10 protein-coding genes are annotated in these 14,368 nt (G+C 48.6%); 2 read left to right on the top strand and 8 right to left on the bottom strand.

Features of this window, described 5'->3' with window-relative positions; translation table 11 throughout:
• Positions 1-177: 177 nt before the first annotated feature.
• The 4 genes from lon to tig all read right to left on the bottom strand — a co-directional run bounded on the left by lon (position 178) and on the right by tig (position 6,051).
• A complete protein-coding gene (lon, locus tag AC6R0S_RS09225) occupies positions 178-2,523 on the bottom strand; it encodes an endopeptidase La (protein WP_500630052.1) in 2,346 nt (781 codons plus the stop codon).
• Positions 2,524-2,652: 129 nt separating this feature from the next.
• Positions 2,653-3,936, bottom strand: coding sequence for an ATP-dependent protease ATP-binding subunit ClpX (clpX, locus tag AC6R0S_RS09220; protein WP_334552573.1), 1,284 nt, complete (start codon positions 3,934-3,936; stop codon positions 2,653-2,655).
• Positions 3,937-4,018: 82 nt separating this feature from the next.
• Entirely contained in the window at positions 4,019-4,645 is a 627-nt protein-coding gene (clpP, locus tag AC6R0S_RS09215) for an ATP-dependent Clp endopeptidase proteolytic subunit ClpP (protein WP_045975254.1), read from the bottom strand.
• Between the two features lie 104 nt (positions 4,646-4,749).
• Positions 4,750-6,051 (bottom strand): trigger factor, encoded by a 1,302-nt coding sequence (tig, locus tag AC6R0S_RS09210; protein WP_500626083.1) that lies wholly within the window; start codon positions 6,049-6,051, stop codon positions 4,750-4,752.
• 535 nt (positions 6,052-6,586) lie between these two features.
• Between tig and AC6R0S_RS09205 the strand changes: the two genes are divergently transcribed.
• The gene (locus AC6R0S_RS09205; protein WP_500633713.1) at positions 6,587-8,374 is read left to right on the top strand and encodes a sensor histidine kinase; all 1,788 of its coding nucleotides are present in this window, start codon (positions 6,587-6,589) and stop codon (positions 8,372-8,374) included.
• Complete coding sequence (locus AC6R0S_RS09200) at positions 8,374-9,723, top strand: sigma-54-dependent transcriptional regulator (protein WP_500633712.1); 1,350 nt, start codon at positions 8,374-8,376, stop codon at positions 9,721-9,723. The genes AC6R0S_RS09205 and AC6R0S_RS09200 overlap by 1 nt, the downstream gene beginning before the upstream one ends.
• 48 nt (positions 9,724-9,771) lie before the next feature.
• On the opposite strand, the gene AC6R0S_RS09195 is transcribed toward AC6R0S_RS09200, so the two are convergent.
• From AC6R0S_RS09195 to AC6R0S_RS09180, 4 genes are all read right to left on the bottom strand, one after another.
• A complete protein-coding gene (locus tag AC6R0S_RS09195; protein WP_500637769.1) occupies positions 9,772-11,133 on the bottom strand; it encodes a TRAP transporter large permease in 1,362 nt (453 codons plus the stop codon).
• 3 nt (positions 11,134-11,136) lie between these two features.
• The gene (locus AC6R0S_RS09190) at positions 11,137-11,802 is read right to left on the bottom strand and encodes a TRAP transporter small permease (RefSeq protein WP_334552581.1); all 666 of its coding nucleotides are present in this window, start codon (positions 11,800-11,802) and stop codon (positions 11,137-11,139) included.
• A gap of 91 nt (positions 11,803-11,893) precedes the next feature.
• Positions 11,894-12,889: a TRAP transporter substrate-binding protein gene (locus AC6R0S_RS09185; RefSeq protein ID WP_500637768.1), complete on the bottom strand. Its 996-nt coding sequence runs from the start codon at positions 12,887-12,889 to the stop codon at positions 11,894-11,896.
• A gap of 359 nt (positions 12,890-13,248) precedes the next feature.
• Positions 13,249-14,364 (bottom strand): ABC transporter ATP-binding protein, encoded by a 1,116-nt coding sequence (locus AC6R0S_RS09180; RefSeq protein ID WP_334568264.1) that lies wholly within the window; start codon positions 14,362-14,364, stop codon positions 13,249-13,251.
• Positions 14,365-14,368: the final 4 nt, after the last annotated feature.

The following is a 14,368-nucleotide window of genomic DNA, read 5'->3' as shown; positions in this document are numbered from 1 at the left end:
GTTTTATTTTTAATGAGACAGCTGTGTTCCATTTTCATTTCCAAATATAAGCGCAAGCCTTATCAGACAAGGGCTGGCGCTTTAAGAGCTAACGTTAGCGCCCAAAAAAAACGCTGACAAGCCTTTTTCGGCTAATCAGCGTAATCTTTTACTTATTTTTGCTGCACATCACTCTTTTTAGTGAGCAAATTCAACACCTGACGGGTCTTTTTCGAGTGCGACTTTCAGGACTTCATCAATCCATTGAACCGGAATCACTTTCAGATCCGCGATGACGTTACTTGGAATCTCTTCCAAATCGCGTTCATTGTCTTTTGGAATAAGAACCGTTGTAATACCACCACGGTGCGCCGCCAGCAGTTTTTCTTTCAAACCACCAATCGGCAAAACTTCACCACGCAGCGTGATCTCACCTGTCATGGCCACCTCAGCTTTGACTGGGTTGCCCGTCAAGCTAGACACCAAAGCGGTACACATCGCGATACCGGCGCTCGGACCATCTTTAGGCGTGGCACCTTCAGGTACGTGGACGTGAATATCACGCTTTTCGTAAAAGTCAGAGTTGATACCCAAGCTTTCAGCGCGCGAACGTACCACGGTCATCGCAGCTTGAATCGATTCCTGCATGACATCACCCAATGAACCGGTTTGAGTCAACTTACCTTTACCTGGCATCGATTGGGTTTCGATGGTTAACAGGTCACCGCCGACTTCCGTCCACGCTAATCCTGTTACCTGTCCAATACGATTACTGTCTTCCGCTTTACCGTAATCATGGCGCTGAACACCTAGATACTCTTTGAGGTTATCCATGCTCACCGTCACTTTCTTCAAATCCGGTTTGAGCAGAATGTTCTTCACCGCTTTACGACAGATCTTCGAAATTTCACGCTCTAAGCTACGCACACCCGCTTCACGCGTGTAGTAGCGAATAATGCCGATGATCGCTGAGTCTTCAATGTCAATCTCACCCGCTTTCAAACCGTTTCGCTTGATCTGCTTGTCGACCAAGTGACGTTTCGCAATGTTAAGCTTTTCATCTTCGGTGTAACCCGACAAACGAATCACTTCCATACGGTCAAGCAGTGGCCCCGGAATGTTCATTGAGTTCGAGGTGGCAACAAACATCACATCGGACAGATCGTAATCCACTTCTAAGTAGTGGTCATTGAATGCGTTGTTTTGTTCAGGGTCGAGAACCTCAAGGAGCGCCGATGACGGATCACCACGCATATCCGATGACATTTTGTCGATTTCATCCAGCAAGAACAGCGGGTTTTTCACCCCCACTTTGGACATTTTCTGAATCAACTTGCCTGGCATGGAACCAATGTAGGTTCTGCGGTGACCACGGATTTCCGCTTCATCACGTACCCCACCTAACGCCATACGCGTGTATTTACGCCCGGTAGCCGCTGCGATAGAGCGACCTAGCGACGTCTTACCCACACCTGGAGGACCAACGAGACACAGGATAGGTCCTTTCAATTTATTGATGCGATTTTGCACCGCCAAATATTCAAGAATGCGCTCTTTCACTCGCTCTAAGCCGTAGTGATCTTCGTTGAGCACTTCTTCTGCTTTGGCGAGGTTTTTCTTCACTTTCGAGCGCTTGTTCCATGGCACACCAATCATCCAATCGATGTAACCACGAACCACGGTCGCTTCTGCCGACATTGGCGACATCATCTTCAGCTTTTGCAGCTCTTGCTCAGTCTTCTCACGCGCTTCTTGCGGCATTTTCGCTTCAGCAATTTTTTGCTTGAGCGTCTCAAATTCGTCAACACCGTCTTCAGACTCGCCCAGCTCCTTCTGAATCGCTTTCATTTGCTCGTTCAGATAGTATTCGCGCTGCGACTTTTCCATCTGCTTCTTAACGCGTGTACGAATACGCTTTTCAACTTGAAGCAAATCGATTTCTGATTCCATCTGCCCCATCAAAAACTCTAGACGCTCAGTGACATCAAGAATTTCCAACACACTCTGTTTTTCAGCCAGCTTGAGTGGCATGTGCGCTGCAATCGTATCCGCCAGACGAGCGGCTTCATCGATGCCACTTAACGAGGTTAGAACTTCAGGTGGGATTTTTTTGTTGAGCTTGATAAAACCTTCGAACTGGTTGATCGCGCTGCGAACGATCACTTCTTGCTCTCGCTCGTCCAGTGGCTCAGTCAACAAAAATTCTGCATCTGCAGTGAAAAACTCTTCTTCATAAAACTGATGAATTTTCGCACGCTGCTGACCTTCGACCAGTACTTTCACCGTACCGTCAGGGAGTTTAAGCAACTGCAAAATGGTGGCGACCGTTCCTACCTCAAACAGATCGTCTTTCGTGGGTTCGTCGGTGTCAGCTTCTTTTTGCGCCACCAACAAGACTTGCTTGTCGTTGTCCATTGCAGCTTCTAGGCACGCAATCGACTTTTCACGACCAACAAACAAAGGAATTACCATATGCGGGTAAACCACTACATCTCTTAGAGGTAGTACGGGGATCTCGATACGTTCGGAACGTTCCAAGTTCATATTCTTCTCTCTTCCGCTTAGTCTTATGAGCAGTATATGGGGGCTAATTGGTTGGATTCAATGGAAGAATAAAAAAAAGGGAGTAATTGATTACTCCCTTTCTTACACCATCTTAGTTTGTGAATCCGATTAAGATTCAGCGCCAGCGGCTTGGTTATCGGCGTTGCTATAAATCAGCAACGGATCCGACTCGCCTTTAATCACTGACTCATCAATCACGACTTTGCTGACGTCGTTCATTGATGGCAATTCGTACATGGTCTCAAGCAGAACACTCTCGAGGATAGAACGAAGACCACGAGCACCTGTTTTACGCTCCATGGCTTTCTTCGCAATCGCACGCAATGCATCTTCACGGAATTCAAGCTCAGCATCTTCTAGCTCGAACAGTGCCGCGTACTGCTTAGTTAATGCGTTCTTAGGCTCGCACAAGATCTGAATCAAGGCTTCTTCGTCAAGCTCAGTCAACGTCGTCGTTACAGGAAGACGACCAATGAACTCAGGAATTAAGCCGTATTTAACCAAATCTTCAGGCTCCACTTGAGTGAACAGCTCACCCACAGTTTTGGTTTCATCTTTTGAACGCACTTCTGCGCCAAAACCGATACCTGTACCTGTTGCGACGCGCTGCTCAATCACTTTATCCAAGCCGGCAAATGCGCCGCCACAAATAAAGAGGATTTTGGAGGTATCCACTTGCAAGAACTCTTGTTGTGGATGCTTACGGCCCCCTTGAGGAGGAACGGATGCGACCGTGCCTTCAATCAATTTAAGCAACGCTTGCTGCACACCTTCACCCGACACGTCGCGGGTAATTGAAGGGTTTTCCGCTTTACGCGAAATTTTATCGATCTCATCGATATAAACGATACCACGTTCTGCTTTCGCCACGTCGTAGTCGCATTTTTGCAGCAGTTTTTGGATGATGTTTTCTACGTCTTCGCCCACGTAACCCGCTTCTGTCAGCGTAGTCGCGTCAGCCATAGTAAATGGTACATCAAGGAAACGCGCTAACGTTTCTGCAAGCAATGTTTTACCACTACCCGTTGGACCAATCAGAAGGATGTTACTCTTACCTAGCTCAACACCTTCACTGGTCGTGTCCCCATTACGTAAACGCTTATAGTGGTTATAAACGGCTACTGCTAACACTTTTTTAGCGTAATCTTGGCCAATCACATAATCATCAAGGTGGGCACGGATCTCGCGCGGCACCGGCAGTGCTTCTGACTGTTTTTTCGGAAGCACGTCTTTGATTTCTTCACGGATGATGTCATTACATAAGTCGACACATTCATCACAGATGTAAACTGACGGACCAGCGATCAGCTTGCGAACTTCGTGCTGGCTTTTGCCGCAGAAAGAGCAGTAAAGAAGCTTACTACTACCGCTCTCTTTGCTTTTATCTGTCATTCGCTAACCTCTTAGCCTTTACTCTTTATGATTTGAGTGTACATCAAATCATTCATAATTGCGCAGAACAATTTGCTCTGGCTTATTCACCGCGATGCGTCAATACCGCATCCACCAAACCATATTCAACGGCTTGTTCGGCTGCCATAAAGTTGTCACGGTCGGTATCACGTTCAATCACTTCAAGCGGTTGACCCGTGTGCTCTGCTAGCAACTTATTGAGCTTCTGCTTGATGGTCAAAATTTCTTGCGCATGAATTTGGATATCTGACGCTTGTCCTTGGAACCCGCCCAGCGGTTGGTGAATCATCACGCGTGAGTTAGGCAATACATAACGCTTGCCTGGCGCACCACCAGCAAGCAGGAAGGCCCCCATAGAACACGCTTGTCCCATACAAACGGTACTGACGTTAGGCTTGATGAACTGCATGGTGTCATAGATTGACATACCTGCGGTCACACTGCCGCCTGGCGAGTTAATGTAGAGGAAGATGTCTTTATCAGGATTTTCAGATTCTAAGAAAAGCAGCTGTGCCACGACAAGGTTTGCCATATGGTCTTCCACTTGACCAGTCAGGAAAATTACACGCTCTTTAAGTAGACGTGAATAAATGTCGTAGGAACGTTCACCTCGGGAAGTTTGTTCAACCACCATGGGTACTAGCGCGTCTAGAATCGGCGACATTGCATTTTTTTCTTGGTAGCTCATATTCTTATGTCCCTAAAATAAATGGCCCGGATGATAATATCATACGGACCATTGTTAGCAGAATAGTCGACGCTTAGTCAACTACCTACGCAAGATATTGCCTATTAAGCTGGCTGCTGGTTCATAAGCTCGTTGAAGCTTACTGCTTTCTCAGAAACCTGAGCTTTAGCGATGATAGCGTCGATTGCTTGCTCTTCTAGAGCAACGTTGCGCATGTTGTTCATCATTTGCTCGTTTTGCTCGTAGTAAGCAACCACTTCAGTTGGATCTTCGTACGCTGTCGCCATCTCTTCGATCAGTGCTTTCACTTTCTCGTCGTCAGCTTTTAGCTCTTCAGACTTGATCACTTCACCTAGAAGAAGACCAACGACAACGCGACGCTTCGCTTGTTCTTCGAACAGTTCACGTGGAAGCTGTTCAGCGGCTTCTGGGTTGCCACCGAAACGTTGAGCCGCTTGCTGACGTAGAGTACCAATTTCTTGGTCGATCAGCGCTGCTGGTACGTCGATGTCGTTCTCTTTCACTAGACCGTCGAGCGCTTGCTCTTTGATGCGGTTTTTAACCGCTTGCTTCAGCTCACGCTCCATGTTCTTACGAACTTCCGCTTTCAGAGCATCAACACCGCCTTCTGCTACACCGAACTTAGCAACAAACTCGTCGTTTAGCTCAGGCAGTTCACGCGCTTCAACTTTGCTCAGTTTGATAGCGAATTTCGCTGCTTTACCTTTTAGGTTTTCAGCGTGGTAATCTTCTGGGAAAGTCACGTCGATTTCGAATTCCATACCTGCAGTCTTACCTGCGATACCGTCTTCAAAACCTGGGATCATGCGACCTGCGCCCATTTCTAGAGGGAAGTTCTCTGCTTTACCGCCTTCGAACTCTTCGCCGTCGATAGAACCAACGAAGTCGATAGTCGCACGCTTGCCTTCTTCTGCAGCTTCGTCAACTTCTTTCCAAGTTGCCTGTTGCTTACGCAATGTGTCGATCATCTCTTCAACATCTGCGTCTTGAACTTCAGTTGTTGGTTTTTCAACAGTGATGTTCTCTAGACCTTTCAGTTCAACTTCTGGGTAAACTTCAAACGTTGCAGTGAAAACTAGGTCTTCGCCTTCTTTTGCTTCTACTGGAGCGAAAGTAGGAGCGCCTGCTGGGTTGATCTTCTCTTTAACGATCGCTTCGATGAAGTGGCGTTGCATCACTTCACCCATTACGTCTTGACGTACCGCTTTGCCGTACATCTGAGCAACCATTTTTAGAGGCACTTTGCCTTTACGGAAACCATCGAAACGACGGTTTTTTGCGATGTTGCGTAGTTCAGCTGTTACAGCATCTTCGATGTTAGCAGCAGGAACAGTAATGTTTAGACGACGCTCTAGGCCCTCTAGCGTTTCAACAGTAACTTGCATTATTCAATAACCTCAATACAGGCTCAGCTAAGCTGAGCTTATGTTCCTTATTAGCAGAGCAGAGTGTCACCACCGCACGCCACTAATTCGGTCCATCCTTTGTGTGCTCGATGAACACATTTCGTAATTCGAGTATCGGTAACCAACAATGTGGACTACCGGACTAATCAGCGATCTCTTCTCACCACACTAAAAAAGCGAGGTCAAAGCCATCTCCAATTAGTCTCAGGACAAAAATTTAGACGCAGCATTCTACCGACCCGATGCATAGCTGTCGAGCTAATCGCAGTGATACGGGCTGCATTCTCCTAAAAACCCACTTAAGTGCTAAAAAAAGCATCAATATGACGGCCTTTGTTAGCAGAAATGGGGACATTAATTGGTTTTTCAAGATTCACTAGCGTTTTTTTATTTATAGACTGAAAAACTAGATCCAAGTCCGGTTTTGCTGCGCAATTTCGTTAATAACTTAAACACTCCAGTAACAAAAAACAGTACGATAGAGAGGCGTAATTTTAAGAGTTGTCAGGGTATTATGTCGTCGTTTCGCCGCGCCAATCTGTCTGTGTTTATTCTTTATCTGCTGACGTTACTTGCCGGCTCACAATGGATGTGGGAGTATCGTTACCATGCCCAACATGCGGAGCAGCAAGAGCAGCTTGATCGCTTTGCCAGTCACATTATTAACAAACTGGACAAATACGCGCATTTGCCCAAGTTAATTGCCCAAGATGGTGAATTGCTCGCGGCACTGAAACAACCGAACAACCCCGCTCAAGTCGAACTCACTAATCGCTTTTTGCAAAACGTTAACGATACGATTCTCGCCGCCGACACCTATCTATTGGATCGTTGGGGCACCACCATTGCTGCCAGCAACTGGAACTTAGATCGCTCCTTTGTCAGCCGAAACTTCGCCTGGCGTCCCTATTTTTTTGAAGCTATTCAAGGTCGAGCGAGCCAATACTTCGCCTTGGGATCCACCTCTGGGCAGCGCGGTTACTACTATTCCTACCCTGTCGTCTATGCCGCTGAAGTCGTGGGAGTCATCGTGGTCAAGATGGACCTCTCTGCCATCGAAGAGAACTGGAGCAGCAAAGTAAACACCTTTGTCGCCACCGATCAGAACCATGTCATTTTTATGTCCAGCAACCCTCACTGGTTGTTTAAGAGCTTGACCGATTTAGGCGATGCGACGCGGCAGGCGATTCGCGACAGCAGGCAATACCTCGATACTGACATTCAATCGCTGGGCCTCAACGGCGCCATTGACCTTGCGCAATCGGAACTGACTAACCGGCGTCTCGGTTGGATTCAAGGGGACTATTTAGTCTCCAGCCGCCCTTTGCCTGAACTTAACTTAACCATTCGTGTTCTATCGGAAAAAGTGACCGTATTTTGGTCAGTGTTGAGTTTTGGGCTGGTTTGGTCGTTGCTGTTTGTGATTGTCTTTTTAACCATGCAATTAACCTATCAGCGCCGACTCAAGCAACGTCAATTTGAGCGCCTCCAAGCGGAAGCCAAACAAAAACTTGAGTTCTTAGTGATGGAACGCACCGCCGAGCTCCACGCCGAGGTTCTTGAACGCTCACGCACGGAAGCCGCGCTGCGCCAAACGCAAGATGAGCTCATTCAAGCAGCAAAACTGGCGGTACTCGGTCAGATGTCGGCCAGTATCAGCCATGAGCTCAATAATCCGTTAGCGGCGATTCGCAGTTTCGCTGACAACGCTCGCCGCTTTCTGGCCAAAAGCCACCTCGATCGCGTTGATGATAACTTGCAGCGTATCTCCTCACTGACCGACAGAATGGCCAAAATCAGTAGCCAGTTGAAATCCTTTACGCGCAAATCTGACAGCAATGATGTCTCCATTGTGGCACTCACCCCCGTGATCACCTCGGTGAAAGAGTTGGTCGCACCGCAAATCAAATCGTATCGAGTCGACTTCGAGGTTGAACTGGCACCCGAACTGGGCAAAGTGGACATTAACGCTATCCAGCTTGAGCAAGTGCTGATCAATTTGATCACTAACGCCGCGCAGGCGGTCGAATCTCTCGATACGCGTAAGGTTCGCCTTAGCGCCAACGTAGTGGATAAACAGGTGCAGATTGCCATAGACGACAATGGCCCTGGCATCGATCAACAAACGGCCCTTCACCTCTTCGAACCGTTTTACACCACCAAGAAAAACGGACTGGGTCTTGGGCTCTCTATCTCTCAGCACATTGTTGAGACCATGCACGGTGAGCTCACCGTTGGGACCTCTCCCCTTGGCGGCGCACGATTTACTGTTTCGCTCCCTCTTGTTGAAAAGGAACTCTAATGCACGACGTATTCTTTATTGATGACGAAAGTGACATCCGCATTGCCATTGAACAGAGCTTCGAGCTCGAGGGGATCTCTGCCGATTTTTTTGCCTGCGCAGAAGATGCTCTTTTGGCCATCAAAGAGCATGGCATGCCAAAGGTGCTGATCACCGACATCTGTTTGCCCGGTCTATCCGGGGAAAACTTACTGACTTCAGTTTTGCATCAAGACAAGGATGTGCCGGTGATCCTGATTACCGGCCATGGTGACATCACCATGGCAGTCAATGCGCTGCATAACGGCGCTTATGACTTTATTGAAAAACCTTTTGCCATTGACCGTTTGATTGACACCACCAAGCGCGCCCTGGACAAAAGGGCCTTAACGCTCGAAAACCAAGCACTAAAGCGCAGCCTTAGGGCCAGTAATACACTGGGCCCAAGGATTATCGGCGACACCCCTAGCATCCAAACACTGCGCGATACCATTGCACACATCGCGGACACCAACGCCGATATTCTGCTGTTTGGCGAGACAGGAACCGGTAAAGAGCTGGTTGCGCGCTCCATTCACGAGCAAAGCTCTCGTCGTGAGGCAAATTTCGTCGCCATCAACTGTGGCGCCGTCCCTGAAAATTTGATTGAGAGTGAACTCTACGGTCACGAAAAAGGCGCGTTTACTGGCGCAGAGGCCAAACGCATCGGTAAGTTTGAGCACGCGCAAGGTGGCACGCTGTTTCTTGATGAGATCGAATCCATGCCGATGCAGGCGCAAATTCGTTTACTGCGCGTGCTGCAAGAGCGAGTGATTGAACGAGTTGGCTCAAATACCCTAATCCCGGTGGATATTCGCGTCATTGCCGCCACCAAAGTGGATTTAAAGCAAGCGTCAGCTCGAGGGACGTTTCGTGAGGATCTCTACTACCGACTCAATGTTGTTACCTTGGATTTACCGCCTTTACGCCAACGAAAAGAGGACATCCCTGCCCTATTCCACCATTTTCTCCTGGTTGCCGCCGCGCGATATGGCAAAGCCGCGAATGCCTTGCCCGATGCCGATCTGCAAACACTGATGTGCCATGATTGGCCGGGTAACGTGCGTGAACTGCGCAATAGCGCCGAGCGCTTTGTGCTGCTTGGTAACCTTGGTCACCTCAATCCGAGCCAGTCGAGTGCCGAAGCAACACCGCTTGCCCTGCAAGTGGCAGAGTTTGAGAAAGCAGTGATTGAACAAGCGCTTGCCAGCACTTCCGGACGCATCAATGACACCATGACCTTGCTGCAAGTGCCAAGAAAAACGCTCTACGATAAAATGCAAAAGTATGGGATAGACAAGAGCGTCTACAAAAGTGACCAGCCAGAATAACATCGCCCCGGCATCGTAGCCGGGGCGACAACATGACAAGAGACGGTTCTATTTGGTGATGATTTCCGGCCCCATCAGTGTGGTCGGTAGCCAAGTGGATACCCAAGGCACATAAGTGACGATGATTAAGAACAAGAACATCACCGCTACCCACGGCAACGCCGCTTTGACGACTTGCATCATCGACATCTTCGCCACCCCGGCAGTAACAAAGAGGTTGAGCCCCACTGGCGGTGTGATCATCCCTATCTCCATGTTCACTACCATCATGATGCCAAGGTGAATAGGGTCGATACCCAGTGCAATGGCGATCGGGAATACCAGCGGCGCGACGATAATCAACAGACCCGATGGCTCCATAAACTGACCACCAATCAACAGCAGCAAATTGACCACAATCAAGAAGGTGATCGGCCCAAGCCCTGCCGAGAGCATGGATTCAGTGATCATTTGCGGAATGCGCTCTTCGGTCAACACATGCTTAAGGATCAACGCATTGGCGATGATGAACAACAGCATAATGGTCAGCTTACCGGCATCATATAGGGTGTGCTTGGTATCTTTATGAACAAACGCTTGCAACACTTTCACCAATACTGGTTTCTTGTTGGTTTTGTCGGCAAATGGTCCCATGTCTTTGTAGACAAAGTTAGCGATAAAGAAGGAGTATATCGCCGCAACGGCCGCCGCTTCTGTTGGCGTGAACACGCCGCCGTAGATACCGCCAAGGATGATCACCACCAGCAACAAGCCCCAGCTGGCCTCTTTCGCAGCGGCAAGCATCTCGCCCCAACCGACGAACGGTTGTTTCGGTAAGTTCTTCACGCGCGCAGCAATGTAAATGGCGATCATTAACATCACACCGGCTAACAAGCCTGGGATCACGCCACCAAGGAACATACGTCCCACCGAAACATCGGTCGCCGCCGCATACACCACCATCACAATCGATGGCGGGATCAAAATGCCGAGCGTACCCGCGTTACAAATCACGCCAGCTGCAAACTCTTTGGAGTAGCCGTTTTTGATCATACCGGCAATCACGATACTACCGATCGCAACCACCGTCGCAGGCGAAGAACCCGACAAGGCCGCAAACATCATACACGCGACTACCGACGCCATCGCCAAGCCGCCGCGGAACCAACCCACCATCGCAATCGCAAAGCGAATAATGCGTTTTGCCACACCGCCGGTAGACATAAAGCTCGAGGCGAGGATGAAGAACGGAATCGCTAATAAGGTGTAGTGGCCCGCAAAGGCGTTAAATAGGGTTTGTGCTACCGACGCTAGGGAAGCATCAGAGTGCATCATCAAAAAGAGAATACTCGATAGGCCGAGTGAGACTGCGATAGGCACACCAATCAGCATGAAGCCAATCACCATCACGAACAAAAACAAAATATCCATGGCTTAGCTCTCCTTGCCGTTTTTCTTGGTGGGCTCCATGGCCTCTCCCGCTTCACTGAGTTCTTCTTTCAGTGCTTCTAGCTCTTCTTCCGCTTCGTGACCTGCGATCAATCGATCCAACTTGCCGGTGGCAATTTGCAGCGTCAGTTGCAAAAAGCGGAACGTCATTAGCGCCATGCCAATGGGTAGAGCCATGTAGGGGATAAAACGCGGCAGTTTTTCATAGCGCTCGCCTTCATTGAGCCAATCGGCTAAAAACTGCAATATCTCAGGCATTGGGATATCGTCCGTCTCATACCAAGCTCTCTCGGTGGCAAACGGATACCAGTAGTTCCAAGAGCCGACCAAGAGCAGAATCGAGAAGGCCAAACAGCAGCCTGCAGCCATCAAGGCGTAGGTTTTGCGCATGCCCGGCGATACCATGTTGATGATGACGTCAACGCCGATGTGGAAGTGTTTTTTGACACCGTAAGAGGCGCCGACCAGCACCATCCAGGCAAACATAAATACGGTCAGTTCGAGGGCCCAAAGAATATTACTGTTAAAAACATAACGAAAGACGACGTTGGTGAACGTCAGCAGGGTCATAGCGCCAAGGAAAAAGGCAATCAAGGTTTCCTCAATCGCATCGGTCACTTGTCCTATTTTGGCAAAGATTGACTGTTCCATAGTGTGATCACTTTTGGTTCCACCCTTTTGCAGCAGGCTCCTCCTATAGAAGGAGCCTGTATAGGGTGTGTATTGTTATCTGTAGAGTGGATTATTTGTTCGACGCCAACGCCGCTTCAATCAGATCGGCACCGATGTCTTTTTCAAACTTCTTCCATACGGGCTGAAGCGCATCTACCCATTTTTGTCGTTGCTCTGGTGTTAATGTTCTCACCACACCACCTGCTTCTATTACGTTGTTTTTGTTGGCAAGATTAACCTTCGTTGACTCCGCGTTTCGAGCTTCAGTCACCTCTTTAATGATGGTCGCCAGTTGGTCTCGCTGATCATCAGGTAACCCATTCCAGAAATCGTTTGAGGTCACGACTAAGTAATCAAGAATGCCGTGGTTGGTTTCTGTAATGCCATCTTGAACTTCGAAGAATTTTTTACCGTAGATGTTTGACCAGGTGTTCTCTTGGCCATCAATCACTTTGGTTTGCAAGCCGCCATACACTTCTTTAAACGACATTTTCTGTGGGTTAGCCCCTAGCTGCTCAAACTGAGCGACAAGGACATCAGACGCTTGTACGCGGAACTTCAACCCTTTTGCATCTTCAGGGACAAGCAGCGGTTGGCTCGCTGACATCTGCTTCATGCCGTTATGCCAAAACGCAAGACCTTGAACTCCACGACGTTGCATCGCGTTTTTCAGCTTCTCACCCGCTTCTGAGTTCTGGAAGCGATCCACCGCTTCCACGTCTTCAAACAAGAACGGCAGATCGAAGATGCGGTACTTTTTGGTGAATTTCTCAAACTTTGAAAGAGAAGGGGCTGCGAGTTGGACATCACCATTGAGTAGCGCTTCAAGTACCTTGTCATCATCGTAAAGGGTCGAGTTTGGGAAGACCTGCATACAGACTTTGCCATTCATCTCTTCATTGACACGCTTTTCAAGCAGCGACGCCGCAATCCCTTTCGGGTGCTTGTCGGTATTGGTCACGTGACTGAACTTGATCACCGTCTCGCCAGAATCGCAGTTTGCAGCGGCGTTGAAACTGGTGACAGCAAGAATTGAGGCAGATAGTAGGGTCAAAGGCTTTAACATTATTATTCTCCTTGTGGATTGAGCAACCCCATCACTGGGTGTTGTATCAAGTAAAGAGCAATAAACTGGCCAACTTAGAGAGAAAGATTAAAAACAAACAAAAACATATACTTATATAAAAAGAAAGAGTCAGAGATGCGTTCCCAGCGCCAAATCGAATAATAAATGTGTGGAAATCCACCCAAGAGAAAAAGCGTAATGGGTCAGTTTACACACCATTAACAAAATAGACACAAAAAAGGCAGCGTCATGCTGCCAAAACGTCCCTATAAAGAGGAGCACACTCTTCACCTCAGACTGCAAGCCTAGCCTGAATTCCCCCCCGTGAATATGACCGAAGAGTGTGCTCAATACGTGTATCAATGAAAATCGATACGTTGCTCTGTGTCGGCGTCAAAGAACACCGCTTTGGATAGGTCAAAATGCAACGGCGCAACCTGACCGACCTTGGCATCAAACTCAGGTGAAAGGCGACACGCCACTTCCTGATCGTTGACCTTAATCATCGCAATCGTATCTGGACCTGTCGGCTCTAGCACTTCAAGTTGCAGATTCAGCGCAGTGGTGGCGCTTGAGTCCGCATTTTCACTTTCAGTAATGTGCTCAGGTCTAAGGCCAATCACGATCTCTTTGCCGTCTTGCTCACGCATAGAGGCCGGCAGCTTGATGTGGTGCTCCTGACCATTGCCCCCTTTCACTTTAATCACCGGCTGATCATCACTATCGAGATCCACCATGGTTTTGATGAAGTTCATTGAAGGCGATCCCATAAAGCCGGCGACAAACATATTGTTCGGCTTGTTGTAGATCTCTTTCGGGGTGCCCAGTTGCTGTAACTCACCGTCTTTCATTACCGCGATACGATCGGCTAACGTCATGGCCTCGATTTGGTCGTGCGTCACGTACACAATCGTGGTATTGAGCTGCTGATGCAGACGTTTGATCTGGTGACGCATCTCAACACGTAACTTAGCATCAAGGTTTGAAAGCGGTTCGTCAAAGAGGTAAAGCTTAGGTCTGCGAGCCAGTGCACGTCCCATCGCGACACGTTGACGTTGGCCACCAGAAAGTTGCGACGGTTTACGGTCCAATAGATGGTCGATTTGCAACATTTTCGCCACTCGCTGCACTTCCGCTTCAATTTCATCCGCCGGCATTTTGCGGATTTTCAACCCAAAGGCGATGTTACCATGCACCGTCATATTGGGGTAAAGCGCGTAAGACTGAAACACCATCGCGATGTCTCTGTCCTTTGGCTCAACGCTGGAGACATCGCGCCCATCGATGACGATTTCACCCGAGCTGATCCCTTCAAGACCGGCTATAGTGTTCATCAATGTCGATTTACCGCAGCCCGAAGGACCCACCAGAATCAGGAATTCACCTGAATCAATACTGATATCAATACCCTTAAGTGTTTCTTGCTCCGCCTTAGGGTAGGTTTTGCGGATCTGTTTAAGTTCTAGTGTTGCCATTGTA

It is taken from the genome of Vibrio sp. R15-SG3-ISO1B, from assembly GCF_059833835.1.
The sequence above is the reverse complement of the archived record's forward strand: the minus strand, read 5'-3'. Positions and strand labels throughout refer to the sequence as shown.

What these genes read in the sequence shown, in the direction of transcription:
- lon (WP_500630052.1), bottom strand. Translation starts at nt 2,523, where the DNA reads ATGAACTTGGAACGTTCCGAACGTATCGAGATCCCCGTACTACCTCTA.
- clpX (WP_334552573.1), bottom strand. Translation starts at nt 3,936, where the DNA reads ATGACAGATAAAAGCAAAGAGAGCGGTAGTAGTAAGCTTCTTTACTGC.
- clpP (WP_045975254.1), bottom strand. Translation starts at nt 4,645, where the DNA reads ATGAGCTACCAAGAAAAAAATGCAATGTCGCCGATTCTAGACGCGCTA.
- tig (WP_500626083.1), bottom strand. Translation starts at nt 6,051, where the DNA reads ATGCAAGTTACTGTTGAAACGCTAGAGGGCCTAGAGCGTCGTCTAAAC.
- AC6R0S_RS09205 (WP_500633713.1), top strand. Translation starts at nt 6,587, where the DNA reads ATGTCGTCGTTTCGCCGCGCCAATCTGTCTGTGTTTATTCTTTATCTG.
- AC6R0S_RS09200 (WP_500633712.1), top strand. Translation starts at nt 8,374, where the DNA reads ATGCACGACGTATTCTTTATTGATGACGAAAGTGACATCCGCATTGCC.
- AC6R0S_RS09195 (WP_500637769.1), bottom strand. Translation starts at nt 11,133, where the DNA reads ATGGATATTTTGTTTTTGTTCGTGATGGTGATTGGCTTCATGCTGATT.
- AC6R0S_RS09190 (WP_334552581.1), bottom strand. Translation starts at nt 11,802, where the DNA reads ATGGAACAGTCAATCTTTGCCAAAATAGGACAAGTGACCGATGCGATT.
- AC6R0S_RS09185 (WP_500637768.1), bottom strand. Translation starts at nt 12,889, where the DNA reads ATGTTAAAGCCTTTGACCCTACTATCTGCCTCAATTCTTGCTGTCACC.
- AC6R0S_RS09180 (WP_334568264.1), bottom strand. Translation starts at nt 14,364, where the DNA reads ATGGCAACACTAGAACTTAAACAGATCCGCAAAACCTACCCTAAGGCG.